Here is an 18,358-nt window from a genome sequence, read left to right on the forward strand (position 1 = left end):
GGTCGTTACTGGGCTCGAACCAGTGACCCCCTCCTTGTAAGGGAGGTGCTCTCCCAGCTGAGCTAAACGACCTGGGAATGCTGTCTTCACTCGTTGTGAAGAAATGGTGGGTCGTGCTGGATTCGAACCAGCGACCAATTGATTAAAAGTCAACTGCTCTACCGACTGAGCTAACGACCCTCACCACGACCAGTTCCGAGCGCACTGCTGCACCGGCTCTGACGGCGGCCTATATTACGGATTTATCATCCTGGCGCAATAGAAAAATCTTAAATTAAATCTGTTTGTTCACTGCGCATACAAAGCAGAGCCGTATTTACAAGACTGTTACGAAAACAGTGACATGCAGCAATGTTACAGCTTGCCGAGGCTCTGCTTGGCCAACTGGGCCGGCGAGGTATTGGGATAGCCCTTGATCACCTGCTCATAAAAGGCCTTGGCTTCCGCTTTCTTGCCGTCGAGCTGCGCCAGCATGCCCAGCTTCAGCAGGGCATCGGCCCGCTTGGGCGACTTGCTGTACTTGTTCGCCACAGTGGAGAACTGGCTGGCGGCACCGGCTCTGTCACCCTTGTTGAACATCAGCTGGCCAAGCCAGTAGTGCGCATTGGGAACATAGCTGGAGCTCGGGAACTGCTTGATGAACCCTTCGAAGGCAGGAATGGCCTTGTCGTAGTTCTTCTCCTTGAGCACCATGTTCACGGCGGCGTCATAGGCCTGATTCTCGTCCTGATTGGTCGAGTAGTTGGCCGCGGCGGCGGGTGTCGTGGCGCCAGCTGCCGGGGTCGCGGGCGCTGCGGCGGCAGGCTGGCTGTTGGCCACCTTGTCGAGCTCCTGATAGAGCTGGCGCTGACGCTCTTGCGACTGCTCCATCTGGTAGGTCTGCTGCTCCAGCTGACCACGCAGTTCGGAGACCTCCCCTTGCAGGGAGTCCACCTGTTGCTGCAGCTCGGCCTGCAGGCGCAGACGGGCATTCAGGGTGCGCTCCAGCAGGGCGACCCTGTCTTCCAGGCTACCGGTAGGCACGATAGCGCCGTTGTTGCCGCTAAGGACAACCCCACCACCCGAGTCACCGCCCAGATCGCTGACAGGAGCCGCCGCATGCGCATTCAGAGCAACCAATACGGCCAGCGCAACAACAGCTTGCTTGTACACAGATTTCATTCGGATCAAACCTTAGCGTTTAGTGCAAATAAAACGGCCAGCGCCATAGTCGCTCGCTTATACAGATTTCATTCGGATCAAACCTTGGCGTTTAGTGCAAATAAAACGGCCATCGAAATGGCCGCTTGCATATAAACGAACTTCGTTCGGTTCAAACCTTAGTAAACCAGGACCGCACGGCGGTTTTTGGCAAAGGCGTCCTCGGTGTGGGACAGATCCAGCGGCTTCTCTTCGCCATAGCTGACGATGGAGAGCTGCTCGGCCTGCACACCCAGGGTTTGCAGATACTTGGCAACGGCCTTGGCACGACGCTCACCCAGGGCGATGTTGTATTCCGGAGTACCGCGCTCATCGGCGTGGCCTTCGATCAATACCTTGACGCTCGGACGCTCACGCAGGTAGCTGGCATGGGCATCCAGCAGGTCGGCGTACTGACCCTGAATGTCGTAACCATCGTACGGGAAGTAGATCACGTTATCGCGCTGCAGAGCTTCGAACTTCTGACGCATCTGCTCTTCCGGGGACAACATGCCGTTGGCGCCACCGGTTTGTACACCGCCCATGCCGTCGGTCATGCCAGACTCGGCGCCAGCGGCGTCGGAGTCGGAAGAAGAACTACAGGCAGCCAGGGTGAACAGTGGCAGTGCGATGGCCAGACCCTTGAGCAGTTTATTGAGTTGCATGCTATTTCCTTAAACCTTTATAACAAAACAAAAAACAATCGATTTTTTTATCAATTCAAGAAGGGCGACCAAGCTGGTGCACGAATTTCACCGCTACTGGTCGGAAGCACTGCCTTGAAGCGACCATCGGTCGACACCAACGCAAGACTCTTACGACCCTGATAGATGGTGGCATAAATGATCATGCTGCCATTGGGTGCCACACTTGGCGACTCGTCCAGAGCACTCTGGGTCAGTACCAACATGGCTCCGTTCTCCATATCCTGGCGAGCGATGCGATATTGTCCCTGAACCCGGGTCACCATCACCATGGACTTGCCGTCCGGCGTGATGGATGCCCCCTGGTTGGAATCCCCTTCCCAGGTCATCCGGCGAGTGACGCCAGTCGCCAAATTTACGCTATAAATCTGGGGTTTGCCACCACGTTCAGAGGTGAACAGCAAAGTTTGACCGTCCGGCATCCAGGAGGGTTCGGTGTCTATGGTACGGTTATTTGTGACTCGAGTGAGTTGCTTGCTAGCAACATCAACGACATAGAGATCAGGCTGCCCATCTTTGGACAAAACAATAGCCAAACGGCGACCATCTGGTGACCACTCGGGGGCACCGTTGATGCCGCGGAAACTGGTGATCAGGCTGCGTTGCTGGGTATAGATGTCCTGCACATAGATCTCGGACTTCTGGTTCTCGAAGCTCACATAGGCCAGCTTGCTGCCATCCGGCGACCAGGCCGGTGACATCAGCGGCTCGCGGGAGCGCAGCAGGGTCTTCTCGTTGTAGCCATCGTAATCTGAGATCCGCAGCTGGTACGGGAACTGGGTGCCCTGCTGGACGGAGACATAGGCCAGACGGGTCAGGAAGGCACCACGCTCACCGGTCAGACGCTCATAGACGATGTCGGAGATGCGGTGGGCGAACTGGCGCATCTGGGCACCCGGTATGGTCGCCATGCGGCTGTCGAGGATGTAGCCATTCGCTTCGCCGCCCTGGGTCTTGGCCAGCTGGCCCTTCAGCACGTCGACCAGCTCGAAGTTGATCTTGTAGGTGCCATCACCGACCGCCGCGATGGAACCGACCACCACGGCCTCCACACCCTGGGACGCCCAGGGAGCGAAGTTGATCTCGCCGCTGGTGCTCGGGGTCTGCGGCATCTGGCCACGGGCCAGCGGCTTGAACTTGCCGCTGCGCATCAGGTCGTTGGAGACCACCTCTGCGATATCCTGTGGCAGTTGACCATTGCCTTCCCACTTGAAGGGGGCGATGGCGATGGGGCGCGCACTGTCAATACCGCCGGTGATGACGATGTCCAAGGCCGCCTGAGCGCTCTGGCCTAGCAGAAGGCAGCCAACCAAAGCAAAAAACACTTTTCTTATCATGGCTTAAATACTCTGTTCCAATAAAAATGAGAGGTGAAATTCCTTTATCAGCAGATGCTGCCAACCACGGTCAATGACCCCGTTTTATCACGTCTAGATGCTAGGTTCTAACTTGAGGTTAAACTCCTTCAACATCTCGAACGCCGCCGGATCCTTCGGCACCGGCAACTGATTCGCCTTCAGCACAGCCGCCTTGCCGGAGCGGCAGACCGCCGGGTCACCCTGGCCGTTGTCCACCGAGATGACGAAGCCGGTACTGGCCAATTTGACACCGATAGTACAGGTTTTGCCCCGCATGGTGGGATCCAAAATCATGTAGCGCTCGACCGTTGCCTTGATGAGGGCGGCGTACTTGTCGACCTCCCCCTTGGCGGCAGCCGATGCGGCCTGACTGCGGGAACTGGCTTCAGCCTCCAGCTGCTGCTGCATCATGGCTTCCATCTCTTTCTGCAGCTTGGCCTCCTCGGCCGCCTTGCGTTTGCGCTCCGCCTCTATCTTGGCCTTCTTGTCAGCCTCGGCCTTCGCCTTCTTCTCTGCGTCAGCTTTTGCCTTCTTGGCGGCTTCATCTGCAGCCTTTTTCTCTGCCTCAGCCTTGGCCTTCTTCTCGGCTTCCGCCTTGGCTTTCTTCTCTGCCTCGGCCTTGGCCTTCTTGTCGGCTTCAGCCTTCTTGGCCGCATCCGCCTTCGCCTTGGCTTTCTCTTCGGCCTGCTTCTTCTCCAGCTCTTCTTTCTTTTTCTTGAGCGCCAGCGCCTTGGCGAGTTCCTCTTCCTGGCGCTTGGCTTCGGCCTGCTTGGTCTTCTGCGCCTCCAGCTTGCGGGCCTCCTCGGCCTTCTGGGCCTGCTCTTCCGCCTGCTTCTGCTCGGCTACCTTCTTCTGCTTCTCGGTCTCGGCCTTGCGGGTGGCCTCCTCGGCCTCCTTGCGCTTGGTCTCGGCGATGCGCAGACGCTCCTGCTCCTTCGCCAGCTCGCGCCGGGCCTGATCGGCGTCTTCCTTGTCCTTCTCTTTCTGCTGCTGGGCAGCCTTGGGCTGAGCTTTCTGCTGCTGGATCTGCTGTGCCTGTTGCTCCAGGAACTCGCTGTCCAGCATCACTGCATTGACGATCTGTCCCTTCGACTCGGGGCGCTTGGGCTTGCTGAAGTCGACCCCGACCAGCAGTATGATGCCGATGATCAGATGCAGCAGCAGCGACGCGACGAGATAACCGGAAATACCACGCTTCACATCCATCTCCGTCAGTTCACCGGATCCGTCATCAGGCCAACCTGAGGCACACCGGCTTTCTTGAGGGCCACCATCAGCAGGATCACCTCTTCGTAACGCACGGACTTGTCACCCGCCACCACCACGGGAGCGTTCTGGTTGATGGCCAGATAGCCCATGGCCTTCTCGGTGATGTATTGCTGCATCGCCTCGGGCGTGCCGCTTGGCACTGGCTCGTCATCCGCCTCACCGGCCTTGATGACGTACTCACCCTCGGTGTTGACGCTGACGATGAAGGGGGGCTTGGCGTCCTCGGGCAGTTGCTCGGACTCCGCCTGGGGCAGGTCCACCTTGACCCCTTGCGTGATCACCGGCGTCACCGCCATGAAGATGATGAGCAGCACCAGCATGACGTCGATATAGGGCACCACGTTGATCTCGGCGACCTTCTTGCGCCGGATCCGCTGATAGGTTTGCATTTACTTGTCACCCTGCTGCTGTGCAATCTGACGGTTCAGTATGGTGGTGAACTCGTCCATGAAGTTGGCGTAGGCGTTCTCCAGCTTCTCCACCTTGTTGGTGAATCTGTTATAGAAAATAACCGCGGGAATGGCCGCGAACAGACCCATGGCGGTGGCGATCAGCGCCTCCGCGATGCCCGGTGCCACCATCTGCAGGGTCGCCTGCTGCACCTGGCCCAGGGCGATAAAGGCGTTCATGATGCCCCATACGGTACCAAACAGGCCGATATAGGGGCTGATGGAACCGACGGTCGCCAGCACTGGCAGGTTGGATTCCAGCTCGTCCACCGCACGGGACAGGGAGACGCGCATGGCGCGGTAAGTACCGTCCATCACCGCATCCTGGCCACGGGCACCGGCCTTGAGCAGGCGGGCATACTCCTTGAAACCGGAATAGAAGATGTCTTCCATGCCTTCGATGTCATCGCGGCGGGAGGAGGACTCCTGATAGAGACGGTTGAGGTCGACGCCGGACCAGAATCTGTCTTCAAACTGCTCCGAGGCGAGGTTGGCCGCCTTGATCACCTTGGAACGCTGGATGATCAGCGCCCAGGAGACGACCGACATGCCCATCAGGGTCATCATGACCAGTTTCACCAGCAGGCTGGCTTGCCAGAACAGACCAATAAACGAAATTTCAGCGTGCACTTAACAGCACTCCCTTGATTTTTTCAGGTATTGCAACAGGTTTCATTTGCGGATGACTGACACAGGCAATCTGTACCATGGCCTGGGTGATCAGTCGTCCATCAGCCGCCAGGATCTGCTGTGAAAAGCGCATGGAAGCACGTTTCACTTCAGTCACTTGCGTCAATACGGTCAGCAGTTCATTGAAGCGGGCCGCGGAGCGGAAATCGATCTCGGTGCGACTCACCACGAAGGCGATCCCCGCCTGCAACAGGACATCTTGCTCGATGTCGCCGGCGCGCAGGAACTCGGTGCGAGCCCGTTCCATAAACTTGAGATAATTGGCGTTGTAGACGATGCCTCCGGCGTCTGTGTCTTCGTAGTAGACACGTACCGGAAACTCAGAGACTTCCCCCATAAAAATCTGTGATCCATTCGACAGTCAGATGGGGGGCTATCATAGCGCAGGGCTGAATAGGAAAGAAGCAGGGGGAGACAGGGAAATCCCATCTCCCCCTGTTTTTTATGGCAGGCAATAACGGCCCATCCGCCGGGGGCAAAACCACGGCCGCACTGCGGGGTACAAAAGCAGAGGGAGGCAGAAAATGTCTGGCCTCCCTCTGTGTTTATGGCAGGTAATAACCGCTGGTCAGCCAGAGCCCGTACAACAGGCTTGGCAAGGCGAGCCAGGGGAAAAACAGCAGGCGCCCGACCAGGCTGCGGGGGTGAAACCCCAGTCCGTGCATGACACCGCAGCAGACCGCCCACATCAGCCAGGGGGCCAGCCAGAGACCGTGGTCACTGGTGTTGGCGGCCACCAGATTCGGTGCCTGCAAGATGGCGACGCCCAGCAGGGCCGCCGCCAGCAACATCAGACCTTGCCATGGCTGGCGCTCCAGGGGAGCGGCCAGCCGGGCGAGCCTGTCACTTGTCTTCATCGATCTGACGATCCAGGTTCTCGGTGTGCTCCAGCCAGAGCGCATTGATGATCCCAAACGCACAGGCCAGCAACAGCCCCAGGATCCAGGTGAAATACCACATATCAGGGCACCTTCTTAGTAGAGCGATTGTTGGTTGTCTTCGATGTGCTTGTTGCTCACCCGGCCAAACATCTTGATGTAGGTCCAGATGGTGTAAGCCAGCACTGTCGGTACGAAGACGACTGCGACTACCGTCATCACCTTGAGGGTGTTGAAGGAGGCGGTGGCATCCCACATGGTCAGGCTCTGGGACGGCTCCAGGCTGGAGGGCATCACGAACGGGAACATGGAGAAGCCCGCGGTCAGTATGATGCCGGCAATGGCCAGGGAGGAGAACAGGAACGCCATCCAGCCCTTGCCCAGCTTGGCCGCAAGCGCGGTCAGCAGGCTCATCACCAGACCCAGCACGGGGGCGGCAATCATCCAGGGGTAGAGGTTGTAGTTCTGCATCCAGGCACCGGCCTGCACCACCACTTCCTTGTGAAGCGGGTTGGTGACGGCGTCGGTGGCGACGGCGCCCACGATCACATAGCCATCCATGCCGCTCACCCAGACACCGGCCAGGGCAAACAGCACCAGGGTCAGCAGGGAGAAGATCATGGCGGCGGTGCGGGAGCGGGCCAGCACTTCACCTTCGGTCTTCATCATCAGCCAGGCAGCGCCCTGGGTCACTATCATGAACAGGCTCACCAGGCCAGCCAGCAGACCGAACGGGTTGAGCAGGCCGAAGAAGTTGCCGTGGTAGGTCAGCATCAGGAACTGGTTGAAGCTGAAGGGAACCCCTTGCAGCAGGTTGCCGAAGGCCACCCCGAAGATGACGGGGGGAATGGCACTACCGGCGAACAGCGCCCAGTCCCAGCTGGTGCGCCACTGGGCGCCTTCCTGCAGGGAGCGGTACTTGAAGCCGACCGGACGGAAGAAGAGCGCCATCAGGGTCAGGATCATGGCGATGTAGAAGCCGGAGAAGGCCGCCGCATAGACCATGGGCCAGGCCGCAAACAGGGCACCGCCCGCGGTGACCAACCAGACCTGGTTGCCTTCCCAGTGCGGCCCCATGGTGTTGAGCATCACCCGACGCTCCACATCCTTCTTGCCGACGAAGGGGAGCAGGGCACCGACCCCCATATCGAAGCCGTCGGTGATGGCGAAGCCGATCAGCAGCACGCCGACCAGCACCCACCAGACCAGACGCAACATTTCGTAATCAAACATGGGTTACTCTCCTTATGCCTTGCTCTGTTCGAAGTGGTACTTGCCCGTCTTCAGGCTGCTTGGGCCCAGACGCGCATACTTGAACATCAGGTACATCTCGATGATCAGCAGTACGGTGTAGAACAGGCAGATCCCGATCAGGGAGAACCAGATCTCGGACGCAGGGATATTGGATGCGGAGACTGAGGTCGGCAGCATCTCGGCGATGGTCCAGGGCTGGCGACCGTACTCGGCAACAAACCAGCCCGCCTCGATGGCGATCCAGGGCAGCGGGATGCCGTACAGCAGCGCCTTGAGCAACCACTTGCGCTCACCGATCTTGTGGCGAGTGCTGTCATAGAAGGCCAGACCGATCAGCACCAGCATCAACATGCCGCAGGCAACCATGATGCGGAAGGCGAAGAACAGCGGCAGCACCTGCGGGATGGAGTCATCCACGGCGGCCTTGATCTGATCGTCGGTGGCGTCGGTCACGTTGGCGGTGTAACGCTTGAGCAGCAGACCGTAGCCCAGATCCTGCTTCACCTCGTCGAAACGAGCACGGGTCTCGTCTGACTTGTCGCCGGATTGCAGCTTGGTCAGCAGATCGTAGGCGGTCATGCCGCTGCGCACGCGCACTTCATGCTCGCTCTTCAGATCCTTGAGACCGGTTACCTGACCGTCCAGGGAACGGGTCGCTATGATGCCGAGGGCATAAGGGATCTTGATGGCGTAGTCGGTGCGCATCTCTTCCTGGTTCGGAATGCCGAACAGAGTGAAGGATGCGGGGGCCGGCTCGGTGTTCCACTCTGCCTCGATAGCAGCCAGCTTCACCTTCTGCACTTCCCCGGTCTCGTAGCCGGACTCGTCACCCAGCACCAGCACGGAGAGGATGGAGGCCATGCCGAATGCGGCCGCGATGGCGAAGGAGCGACGGGCGAAGGCCACATCACGATTCTTCAGCAGGTAGTAGGAGGAGATGCCCAGCACGAACATGGCGCCCGTGGTGTAGCCCGCCGCCACTGTGTGGACGAACTTGACCTGCGCCACCGGGTTGAACACCAGATCGGCGAAGCTCACCATCTCCATGCGCATGGATTCGAAGTTGAACTCGGCACCGACCGGGTTCTGCATCCAGCCGTTGGCGACCAGGATCCAGAGGGCGGAGAGGTTGGTCCCGAGTGCCATCAGCCAGGTTGCCGCCAGATGCTGGCGCTTGCTGAGGCGATCCCAACCGAAGAAGAACATGCCGACGAAGGTGGACTCCAGGAAGAAGGCCATCAGGCCTTCGATGGCCAGCGGGGCCCCGAAGATATCGCCGACATAGTGGGAGTAATAAGCCCAGTTGGTACCGAACTGAAACTCCATGGTGAGCCCGGTGGTAACCCCAAGGGCAAAGTTGATACCAAACAACTTGCCCCAGAACTTGGTCATGTCCCGGTACACTGTGTTGTTGGTCATCACATAGACAGACTCCATGATCGCCAGGAGGAAGGCCATTCCCAGCGTCAGGGGTACAAACAGGAAGTGATAAAGGGCCGTCGCAGCGAATTGGAACCGCGATAGGTCTACCACATGCTCAGCAATCATGATGTTTCCTCACCGATTATTGGCACGGCTATTTTAAGTTTTAAGGACAAAGCTTCCATTGGAAGTCCCCGAATGGTCGATCACCCCTCGCGGACTGACCGGATTCGACTGCCACCACATTAACAACAAGGCAATATAGAGGAACAAAAAAAGCTAATGTTTAACATCTGGTAAACATTAACTGCAGTTCTATTCTCGCCTATAATGATGGCTGTTTTATATCATCTTTATTTGATTGAAATCAATGTAAACCCATCATCAATACATGCCTTTTCAAGGCAACTTACAAGCCGTTTCCCATTAATTTTGGGAGCTTGCTCACAAAAAAAATTAAACCGTAAATACTTGATTTAAATCAATTTTAACTCTCGTCAAAATAGTTTCAATTCTGTTAAACAAATAGATGATATGAGCAGGCTCGCCCTTATCAATCCGATATTTCAAGAATGGTGCAGGCCATCATGAAATCAATTTAAAACCAGCAAAAACACATGTTTATGCGGATAGGGCTACCTCGCAAATACATTAATTTATCTAATCCGAAACACATAGATTTTCTTGTTTGTCCGGCCCGGCAAGAGCTCCTACAATGCGCCTCGCAGTGAGGGCACACCTCTGGATACAGGCCGGTCATTCCGGGTTCCCGGTACGTATTCGATGAACATTTCGAACCTGTTTGTTGGGATTAATGATGAAAAAGTTTGTTGCCAAGACCATCCGTTACTACAAGCTTTCGTTCGTTCAACTCTATCAAATGAACCGACTCTGAGGCCTCGCGACGGCTCCTTTGTTTTTTCCCGACCGGTCTGCAGACGCACTCACTGTCTGTGAACATCCATCCTGAATTGTCTTTGCCCACCGCATCCGCCGTGGGCTTTTTTTTGCCCGGATAATAAAAAACCGCCCTTGGGGCGGTTTGTCGTTCAAAAGGCTGCTTTTACTGCTCATCTGGCCGTTGCAGGCCAAAGTGCGCATAAGCTCTCGGTGTCGCGATCCGCCCTCTGGGTGTACGTTGCAGATAGCCTTGCTGGATCAGATAAGGCTCCAGCACGTCCTCTATGGTGTCCTTCTCTTCCCCTATGGCGGCGGCCAGGTTGTCGAGACCCACTGGCCCCCCCATAAACTTGTCGATGACGGCCAACAATAGCTTGCGGTCCATGAAGTCGAACCCCTCATTGTCCACGTCCAGCATGTCCATGGCACGGGCCGCTATGGGTCCATCAATGCGACCATCGGATTTCACCTGGGCGAAATCCCGCACCCGTCTTAACAGACGGTTAGCAATCCGCGGGGTCCCCCGGGAGCGGCGAGCCACCTCCAGCGCCCCGTCCCCCGACATGTCGAGCCCGAGGCAGCGGGCGCTGCGGGAGACGATGTCGGTGAGATCCTTGACGTTATAGAACTCCAGGCGCTGGACGATGCCGAAACGATCCCGCAGGGGACTGGTCAGGGAGCCGGCCCGGGTGGTGGCCCCGATCAGGGTGAAGGGAGGGAGATCGAGCTTGATGGAGCGGGCGGCAGGCCCCTCTCCTATCATGATGTCGAGCTGGTAATCCTCCATGGCCGGATAGAGCACCTCCTCCACCACTGGGCTGAGGCGGTGGATTTCGTCGATGAACAATACATCGTTCGGTTCGAGGTTGGTGAGCAGGGCGGCGAGATCGCCGGCCTTCTCCAGCACCGGGCCCGAGGTGGTCTTGATATTGACCCCCATCTCGTTGGCCACGATATTCGCGAGCGTGGTCTTGCCAAGCCCGGGCGGGCCGAAGATCAGCAGATGATCGAGGGCCTCCCCACGCTGGCGGGCGGCCTCGATGAAGATCTCCATCTGGTCGCAGACGTGATCCTGCCCGGTGTAATCCGCCAGCTTCCTGGGCCGGATGGCCCTATCGATGACCTCGTCCTCGCGGGCGGCACCGGCCGAGATGAGACGATCCGCTTCAATCATGCACTACCTCACGCTCTGCATCCCCGCGGTCACAGTCCAGTGACCCGGGATGGTCCGCTTGCTTCATTGTCATCCTCACACCAGGCTGCGCAGGGATTCACGGATGATGGCTTCCACCGACATGCCCTCGCTGGCCACCTTGGCCACGATCTGGCTCGCCTGCTGCGGCTTGTAACCGAGCGCCACCAGGGCGCTGGCCGCCTCTTCGCTGGCATCGGGCGCGCGCAGCTGGCTCTCCTGGGCGGGCAGGCTGATGGCGGCAGGGGAGAAGAGATCGTGGCTGACCCAGCCCTTGAGGCGGTCTTTCATCTCCACCACCAGCCGCTCGGCGGTCTTCTTGCCCACACCGGGCAACTTGACCAGGGAGCTTATCTCCTCGCGCTCGACGCTCATCACGAACTGGGTGGCCGTCATGCCGGAGAGGATGGCCAGCGCCAGCTTGGGGCCGACCCCGTTGGTCTTGATCAGCTCGCGAAACAGCGCCCGCTCCTGCTTGTGGTTGAAGCCATAGAGCAGCTGGGCATCTTCGCGCACCACGAAGTGGGTGTGAATGACAGCTTCCTTCCCAAGCTCAGGCAGATCATAGAAGCAGCTCATGGGCATGTGCACTTCATAGCCCAGGCCCCCCACTTCGATCAGCACCTCAGGGGGTTGTTTCTCGATGATGACGCCTCTCAAGCGACCGATCATGTTCTCTTCCTCGCCACGCAGACTCTTGCAAATTGGGTCATAGCATAAAGAATAACTGGATAAGTATCCAGCATAGGGCTTGTCCCGCGATCTGCCGCTCCCCCTCCCCTGCCCGGGGGGACAAGACCCGTGCCAGCGCGGCCCTTCCCCCCTGCCTGGCTGAATTTAGCCCTTGGGCCACGGGGCTCGGCCTGTTAAAATTCCGCACTTGAAATTTTCCAGGGCCAAGGGCCCGAACTAGCGAAGGTCTACCGCGATGCGTACCAGCCAATATCTGCTTTCCACTCTCAAGGAAACCCCCTCCGACGCTGAAGTCATCAGCCACCAGCTGATGCTGCGCGCCGGCATGATCCGTAAACTGGCCTCCGGCATGTACGCCTGGCTGCCAACCGGTCTGCGGGTACTGAAAAAGATCGAGAACATTGTTCGCGAAGAGATGAACAATGCTGGTGCCATCGAAGTTTCCATGCCGGTGGTACAACCCGCCGAGCTGTGGCAGGAGTCCGGTCGCTGGGATGACTACGGCCCCGAGCTGTGCCGCCTGACCGACCGTCACAACCGTCCCTTCGTGCTGGGCCCGACCCACGAAGAGGTGATCACCGCCCTGGTCCGTTACGAAGTGAACAGCTACAAGCAGTTGCCGCTCAACCTCTACCAGATCCAGACCAAGTTCCGCGACGAGGTTCGCCCTCGTTTCGGCGTGATGCGCGGCCGCGAGTTCCTGATGAAGGATGCCTACTCCTTCCATATCGACAAGGCCTCGCTGATCGAGACCTACGAGAAGATGCACGCCGCCTACTGCGCCGCCTTCACCCGCATGGGTCTGAACTTCCGTCCGGTGCAGGCCGACACCGGCTCCATCGGTGGCACCGGCTCCCACGAATTCCAGGTGCTGGCCGAGAGCGGTGAAGACTTGATCGCCTTCTCCGATACATCCGATTACGCCGCCAACATCGAGATGGCCGAAGCGTTGGCACCAGCCGGTGAGCGCGCCGCTGCCACCGCAGCCCTGACCAAGGTCGCCACCCCGGCCGTTCACACCATCGACGAGGTTGCCGCCTTCCTCAACGTGGCGCCGACCGCCATCGCCAAGACCCTGCTGGTACTGGCCGAAGCGGACGAGCACGGCAAGCAGGCCGTTATCGCCCTGGTGCTGCGTGGCGACCACGAGCTGAACGAAATCAAGGCCGAGAAGCTGGCTGGCGTCGCCAACCCGCTCACCTTCGCCAACGACGAGCAGATTAAAGCGGCCGCCGGTTGCGACGCGGGCTCCATAGGTCCGGTCGGCTTTGCCGGTCGCATCATCGTCGATCGCAGCGCCGCCCATCTGAGCGATTTTGTTTGCGGCGCCAACGAGACCGGCTTCCACCTGACCGGAGCCAACTGGGATCGCGACATCGCTACCTACGAGGTTGCCGACCTGCGCAACGTGGTGGAAGGCGACCCCAGCCCCTGCGGCCAGGGCAAGCTGCTGCTCAAGCGCGGCATCGAAGTGGGCCACATCTTCCAGCTGGGGACCAAGTACTCCGAAGCCATGAAGGCGAGCGTGCTGAACGAGGGCGGCAAGTCCGTCACCATGGAGATGGGTTGCTACGGTATCGGGGTTTCCCGTCTGGTGGCCGCCGCCATCGAGCAGAACAACGACCAGTACGGCATCATCTGGCCGGAGGCCATAGCCCCGTTCGAAGTGGCCATAGTGCCGATGAACATGCACAAGTCCGAGCGCGTCACCGAGCAGGCGCAGCAGTTCTACGCCGAGCTGAAGGCCGCCGGTGTGGACGTCCTGTTCGACGACCGCAAGGAGCGTCCGGGCGTGATGTTCGCCGACATGGAGCTGATCGGTGTGCCGCACGCCATCGTCATCGGCGATCGCGGCCTGGACAACGGCGTGGTGGAGTACAAGTGCCGCCGCACCGGCGAGAAGCAGGAAGTGGCGATCAAAGACATCATCGCCATGCTCAAGGCCAAGCTGGGTCGCTGATAACGCCGACACCACCTTTCACTTTTCATAAGAAAGCCCCGAGTGCCACGGTACTCGGGGCTTTTTATATGGCTTTCAGCCATGATGCACAAAAATGCGTCTCCAGCGTGAACCAATGAGATAACTGTATTGCCCTGTACACGGCACGGCTGATTTCCTAGACTGACGCTCTTTACCCAGCTTGCCCGAGAAGTTATGTCCATCGCCTCAGCCAATACCGTTGTCGTGCTCGACTTCGAGACCACAGGGCTTTCACCCGGACAAGGGGATAGAGCCATCGAGATCGGTGCCGTCAGAATCAAGGATGGCCATATCAGCGAGCGGTTCTCTGCGCTGATGAATCCAGGCTTCAAGGTCAGCAGCTTCATCGAGCAATACACCGGGATCAGCAATGCCATGCTGAAACAGGCTCCCCCCTGCCACGAGGTGATGGCGGATTTCGTCGACTTTATCGGTGATGACAATCTGGTCGCCCACAACGCCTCCTTCGACAAGCGCTTTCTGGACGCGGAAGTAGAGTGGCTGCCGGCGCGATACCGCGGGCAGTTCGCCTGTTCCCTGCTGCTGTCGAGGCGGCTGTTTCCCGATGCCCCGGATCACAAGCTGGGCACCCTGGTGCAATACAAGCGACTGCCCAATGACGGGGTGTTTCACCGCGCCCTGGCGGATGCCGAGGTGACGGCCCACCTCTGGCTCGCCTTGTTGGAAGAGCTGGCGTGTCGATATGGCATTATCGACCCGGATTTTGAATGGCTGCTGACCCTGGGCAAGAAGCCAAAACAGGTGATCCCATCCTTCCTGCGGGAATATGCGGCGCGGAAATAATATGTGCCGACATACATCATCATGACCCGGCTTAACGACAAGCAAACCCGATAGTATTTACCACTGCATATGAATGAAAAAAGCGCGCCTATTGGCGCGCTTTTTGTTTCTGCTTTCGTGAACGACGGGGCCTGTTGGCAGGAGATCGCCTCAGGCGTTGCGACCGATAAAGAGATCGGTCACATGGCAGCTGCTTCTCGCCTCCAGCGCGTCGAGCATGTAGGCCGCCGCATCTTCCGGTGTCATGAAGCCGCTCGGGTCCAGGTGATCCGAGTTGTCCCAGAATTCGCTGCGGATCCCGCTCGGGTAGAGGTTCACCAGCCGCAGGGGCGAGCCTTTCAGCTCGGCCCGCAGGGACTCCAGAAAGCCGCGCATCCCCCATTTGGAGGCGCAGTAGAGGCTCTCGTTGGCCTTGCCGGTCTGGGCCGCGGAGGAGAGCACATTGGCCAGCACCCCGCCTTGTTCGCCGATAAGGCGCACCGTCTGCTGGGCCACCAGTATGGTGGAGACCAGATTGCTCTCCACCACCCGGCGCACCTGCTCGGCGGTGTAGACACCGACAGGACCGAATTCCCCGACACCGGCACAGTGGATCACGAGGGAAGGCAAGCCACCCCAGGCCACGGCGGCACCGAAGGCCATCTCCACCTCTTCGTGGTGGGACAGATCGGCGGCGATGCCGACCACGGCGCTGCCGAGCCGCTGTTCCTGCTCCTGCAACTTGTGATAACGGCGCCCCATCATGGAGACCCTATGACCGCGCTCAACCAGTCCGATTGTCAGAGCGCGCCCAAGGCCGGAGCCCGCGCCAGTCACTATGATATGGCCCATTATCTCTCCTTCCTCACCCTTGCCCGTCAAACACGTCCGGGTGGCCCATCGCCACCCTTCGTCAGATTAGAAGGTGAATTCGCCACCGATGAACCAGCCGTCGATGCTCTGGTCGACACGATCGAAGTCCATCTCGGCCTCACGCCAGCCGGCACGGATCTTGAGCGGCACTGTGGAGAACTTGTAGGAACCACCCAGACGGTAGTCATAGTTGTCCGCATCCTGCACACGCAGATCACCAAAGGCGGCAAAGCCGGTACCCGGGATGCGCACTTCACCACCGGTGTAAGCCATCAGCACGTCCTTGTCGTAGGAGTAGTGCTGGGTGTTGAAGTCGCCATCGTAGCGACGACCGGTCAGACCCAGATCGAGCTGGAACAGGTCGTTGTTCATCAGGCGGTAATAGAGGCTCAGATCATAGGCCAGCAGATCGTTGCTGAAGGAGCCGCCGCTGGTGCTGAAATCGGACATCTCGAACTTGGCGTTCGGCAGCAGGAAGATGCCGTGCTCCAGTTGCAGGTAGCCGCTCCAGTTGTAGTTGTCGTCATAGCTGCCATCGGCACCGACACCGCTGACCTGGCCGCTCCCCTGGGAGTTCCACATATCGGCACCCGCCGCGAAACGCCAGTCATCGGCGGCCATGGCTGCATGGCTGAACAGGGCAATCAGGCTGCCGGCAATCAGGGTCTTCTTCATTACATAGCTCCATTATGGACTGGAAAGACCATCATTTTACCCGGTGAGCAAGGAATACCTAGAGTAAAAAGCTGAACAAGCGTCCATTAATGTCAGTGCTGCATGCCCTTCATCGGCTCGACCGGCTTCACCGGCAGACTCAGGCTCAGGGTCTGACCATCGTCCAGGGTCAGGGTCAGGGGGAAGGGCCTGTCCTCCGAGAGATCCCGCACCTCGAACAACATGATGTGGAGGCTGCCGGGTTTGAGGACGGCTTCCCCCCTGGCCGGGATTTCGATGTTCTCCACCTGGCGCATCTTCATGACGCCATTCTCGTGCAGATGGGTGTGCAGCTCGGCACGGCCCGCGTCAGGGGAGGCAGCAGCAGTCAGGGTCACCGGCTTGTCCGCGTCATTCTTGAGCACCATGAAGGCCGCCGTGTTGGGCGAACCCGGGGGGAGCAGGCGCACATAACCGTCGACGGCCTCGACCTTGGCCAGCGCGGGGGCGGCCAGCAGCAGGGCCAGGCTGGAATAAAACGCACGTTTAAACATGGTTGAAATCCTTTTATGATGTTGTTAAACGAAGCGAAGCTTACCCCTATGGCAAGCTTTTGGCAGCCCCCGAACACAAGGATTCAGACATGGCCCTCACAATTCTGGCCGAGCAGCAGGATGGCTTGCTCCTCCTGACCCTCAACCGGCCGGACAAGCGCAATGCCCTCAACACCGAGATGTACCTGGCCCTCACCGAGGCCTTTCAGCAGGCCGCCCAGGACGAGAGCGTGCATGTGGTGTTGCTGCAAGGGCAGCAGGAGTGCTTCACCGCGGGCAATGATCTCGCGGACTTCATGGGCAAGAGCAATCTGGAAGCGGATGACCCCATCCTGCAGTTCCTCCACACCCTGGCCGATTTCCCCAAGCCGGTGATCGCCGCCGTGGGCGGCCCGGCGGTGGGCATAGGCACCACCCTGCTGCTGCACTGCGATCTGGTCTATCTGGGGGAGAACGCCCGGCTGCAACTGCCCTTCGTCGAGCTGGGGCTGGTGCCGGAGTTTGCCTCAAGCCTCTTGCTGCCCCGCGCCGTGGGGCACCTGAAGGCGGCGGAGCTGCTGTTGCTGGCGGAGGCCATAGACGCCGGGGAGGCGCTGCGGCTAGGGCTCGCCAACCGGGTGCTGGCGGTGGAGGAACTGCTCCCCTTCGCCCGCGAGCAGGGGTTGAGGCTCGCGGCCAAGGCGCCCAAGGCACTGCAAAAGAGCAAGGCGCTGCTCAAGCAGGAGCTCAGACAGGCGGTGCATTTCGTCATCGATCTGGAGGCCCGCGCCTTCTCCCTCGCCCTGCAAGGGGAGGAAGCCCAGGGCCGCATCGCACGGCGGCTCGGGCGCACAACCGCTAGTTGAGGCGAAAGCGCCCTATCAACTCGCAGCCCTGCACCTTGTCCTGCACCTGGATCAACCTGGCGATCTCGGGGTTGGGGTGGCGCTTCAAGAAGGAGAGCAGGGCGGCGCGGCAGCAGCCCAGCTCGCTGATGAGGGACTCGCACTCCCGGTTCGGGCACTGGGGCACTAGGGCGGTGACCAGCTCGGAGGCGAGCTTGAGGTAGCGCAGCTCATAGGCGGGCTCCTCCATGGCGCGCCAGAAGTCGGCCATCCGGTGACAGGTGGCAACCCGCATACTGGCCAGTTCGTCCAGATCCCCGGACGCCAGCTCATACACCTCCCCCAGGGCCTGCTGATAGAGGCAGATGGCCGTGCCCAGTGCCCCCATGCCCAGGGCATTCTCCGCCTCCAGCATGTAACGCTGCCAGTTCTGATTCGTCATTGTCCTCTCTCCTGCAGATACGAGTGGAGCCTGTATCATGGCTAATCGAGAATAAATATCAACCAGACCCTTTGTGCAGGTTTTGACCAGCAGAGCCCCTCTGCTTGGCATAACCCTCCCCATCCCTTACCATCTGGCCTCTTCTGTCGGGAGCCCCTCCTCATGCAACGACCCCGTTCATCCCAGGCGCTGGGCTGCTCCACCCTGTGCGTGCCCCGCCTGCTGGTCTGGATCTATTAGCTGCGCCAATCCGCGCATC

Annotated in this window: 20 protein-coding genes and 2 tRNA genes; 3 read left to right on the plus strand and 19 right to left on the minus strand. The window is 59.2% G+C overall.

Translation table 11 applies throughout. The features are described 5' to 3' along the window. The 15 genes from HB860_RS21030 to ruvA all read right to left on the minus strand — a co-directional run bounded on the left by HB860_RS21030 (window position 1) and on the right by ruvA (window position 11,967). Window positions 1-72: transfer RNA gene (locus HB860_RS21030), tRNA-Val, on the minus strand. Between the two features lie 32 nt (window positions 73-104). Beyond that, a tRNA-Lys gene (locus HB860_RS21035) sits at window positions 105-180 on the minus strand. 174 nt (window positions 181-354) lie between these two features. Further along, on the minus strand, window positions 355-1,161 hold the full coding sequence (ybgF, locus tag HB860_RS21040) for a tol-pal system protein YbgF (protein ID WP_162519289.1): 807 nt from the start codon (window positions 1,159-1,161) through the stop codon (window positions 355-357). Between the two features lie 158 nt (window positions 1,162-1,319). Continuing rightward, window positions 1,320-1,844 carry a peptidoglycan-associated lipoprotein Pal gene (gene pal, locus HB860_RS21045; RefSeq protein WP_005331552.1) on the minus strand — a complete coding sequence of 175 codons (525 nt, stop codon included), beginning with the start codon at window positions 1,842-1,844 and terminating at the stop codon, window positions 1,320-1,322. A gap of 50 nt (window positions 1,845-1,894) precedes the next feature. Then, window positions 1,895-3,220: a Tol-Pal system beta propeller repeat protein TolB gene (tolB, locus tag HB860_RS21050; RefSeq protein WP_025325804.1), complete on the minus strand. Its 1,326-nt coding sequence runs from the start codon at window positions 3,218-3,220 to the stop codon at window positions 1,895-1,897. 93 nt (window positions 3,221-3,313) lie between these two features. Then, window positions 3,314-4,447, minus strand: coding sequence for a cell envelope integrity protein TolA (gene tolA, locus HB860_RS21055; protein ID WP_139439080.1), 1,134 nt, complete (start codon window positions 4,445-4,447; stop codon window positions 3,314-3,316). 5 nt (window positions 4,448-4,452) lie between these two features. After that, entirely contained in the window at window positions 4,453-4,899 is a 447-nt protein-coding gene (gene tolR / locus HB860_RS21060) for a protein TolR (protein ID WP_005331545.1), read from the minus strand. Beyond that, window positions 4,900-5,589 carry a protein TolQ gene (tolQ, locus tag HB860_RS21065; RefSeq protein WP_025325802.1) on the minus strand — a complete coding sequence of 230 codons (690 nt, stop codon included), beginning with the start codon at window positions 5,587-5,589 and terminating at the stop codon, window positions 4,900-4,902. Continuing rightward, the gene (gene ybgC, locus HB860_RS21070; protein ID WP_005331541.1) at window positions 5,579-5,986 is read right to left on the minus strand and encodes a tol-pal system-associated acyl-CoA thioesterase; all 408 of its coding nucleotides are present in this window, start codon (window positions 5,984-5,986) and stop codon (window positions 5,579-5,581) included. The genes tolQ and ybgC overlap by 11 nt, the downstream gene beginning before the upstream one ends. A gap of 208 nt (window positions 5,987-6,194) precedes the next feature. After that, window positions 6,195-6,506 (minus strand): cyd operon YbgE family protein, encoded by a 312-nt coding sequence (locus tag HB860_RS21075; protein ID WP_111913291.1) that lies wholly within the window; start codon window positions 6,504-6,506, stop codon window positions 6,195-6,197. Further along, window positions 6,493-6,609 carry a cytochrome bd-I oxidase subunit CydX gene (gene cydX, locus HB860_RS21080; RefSeq protein WP_005331536.1) on the minus strand — a complete coding sequence of 39 codons (117 nt, stop codon included), beginning with the start codon at window positions 6,607-6,609 and terminating at the stop codon, window positions 6,493-6,495. The genes HB860_RS21075 and cydX overlap by 14 nt, the downstream gene beginning before the upstream one ends. A gap of 14 nt (window positions 6,610-6,623) precedes the next feature. After that, window positions 6,624-7,760, minus strand: coding sequence for a cytochrome d ubiquinol oxidase subunit II (gene cydB, locus HB860_RS21085; protein WP_042650005.1), 1,137 nt, complete (start codon window positions 7,758-7,760; stop codon window positions 6,624-6,626). 12 nt (window positions 7,761-7,772) lie between these two features. After that, entirely contained in the window at window positions 7,773-9,329 is a 1,557-nt protein-coding gene (gene cydA / locus HB860_RS21090) for a cytochrome ubiquinol oxidase subunit I (RefSeq protein WP_139439078.1), read from the minus strand. Window positions 9,330-10,266: 937 nt separating this feature from the next. Continuing rightward, entirely contained in the window at window positions 10,267-11,277 is a 1,011-nt protein-coding gene (gene ruvB / locus HB860_RS21095; RefSeq protein WP_043128861.1) for a Holliday junction branch migration DNA helicase RuvB, read from the minus strand. Between the two features lie 75 nt (window positions 11,278-11,352). Next, window positions 11,353-11,967, minus strand: coding sequence for a Holliday junction branch migration protein RuvA (ruvA, locus tag HB860_RS21100; RefSeq protein ID WP_043128860.1), 615 nt, complete (start codon window positions 11,965-11,967; stop codon window positions 11,353-11,355). A 256-nt stretch (window positions 11,968-12,223) separates the two neighbouring features. Between ruvA and HB860_RS21105 the strand changes: the two genes are divergently transcribed. Beyond that, window positions 12,224-13,948 (plus strand): proline--tRNA ligase, encoded by a 1,725-nt coding sequence (locus HB860_RS21105; RefSeq protein WP_247627854.1) that lies wholly within the window; start codon window positions 12,224-12,226, stop codon window positions 13,946-13,948. A gap of 195 nt (window positions 13,949-14,143) precedes the next feature. Further along, entirely contained in the window at window positions 14,144-14,773 is a 630-nt protein-coding gene (locus HB860_RS21110) for a 3'-5' exonuclease (RefSeq protein WP_247627855.1), read from the plus strand. 150 nt (window positions 14,774-14,923) lie between these two features. On the opposite strand, the gene HB860_RS21115 is transcribed toward HB860_RS21110, so the two are convergent. The 3 genes from HB860_RS21115 to HB860_RS21125 all read right to left on the minus strand — a co-directional run bounded on the left by HB860_RS21115 (window position 14,924) and on the right by HB860_RS21125 (window position 16,833). Next, the gene (locus tag HB860_RS21115; RefSeq protein ID WP_247627856.1) at window positions 14,924-15,604 is read right to left on the minus strand and encodes an SDR family oxidoreductase; all 681 of its coding nucleotides are present in this window, start codon (window positions 15,602-15,604) and stop codon (window positions 14,924-14,926) included. Window positions 15,605-15,670: 66 nt separating this feature from the next. After that, window positions 15,671-16,300: a TIGR04219 family outer membrane beta-barrel protein gene (locus tag HB860_RS21120; protein WP_139439071.1), complete on the minus strand. Its 630-nt coding sequence runs from the start codon at window positions 16,298-16,300 to the stop codon at window positions 15,671-15,673. A gap of 92 nt (window positions 16,301-16,392) precedes the next feature. Then, the gene (locus tag HB860_RS21125) at window positions 16,393-16,833 is read right to left on the minus strand and encodes a copper chaperone PCu(A)C (RefSeq protein WP_247627857.1); all 441 of its coding nucleotides are present in this window, start codon (window positions 16,831-16,833) and stop codon (window positions 16,393-16,395) included. A gap of 89 nt (window positions 16,834-16,922) precedes the next feature. On the opposite strand from HB860_RS21125, the gene HB860_RS21130 reads away from it, so the two are divergent. After that, window positions 16,923-17,678 carry an enoyl-CoA hydratase-related protein gene (locus tag HB860_RS21130; protein ID WP_247627858.1) on the plus strand — a complete coding sequence of 252 codons (756 nt, stop codon included), beginning with the start codon at window positions 16,923-16,925 and terminating at the stop codon, window positions 17,676-17,678. Here HB860_RS21130 and HB860_RS21135 read toward each other — a convergent pair. Further along, window positions 17,671-18,099 carry a DUF2753 family protein gene (locus HB860_RS21135; RefSeq protein ID WP_106884927.1) on the minus strand — a complete coding sequence of 143 codons (429 nt, stop codon included), beginning with the start codon at window positions 18,097-18,099 and terminating at the stop codon, window positions 17,671-17,673. The genes HB860_RS21130 and HB860_RS21135 overlap by 8 nt on opposite strands. Between the last annotated feature and the right edge of the window lie 259 nt (window positions 18,100-18,358).

The sequence above is a fragment of the Aeromonas genomosp. paramedia genome, from assembly GCF_023093515.1.
GTDB lineage: Bacteria > Pseudomonadota > Gammaproteobacteria > Enterobacterales > Aeromonadaceae > Aeromonas.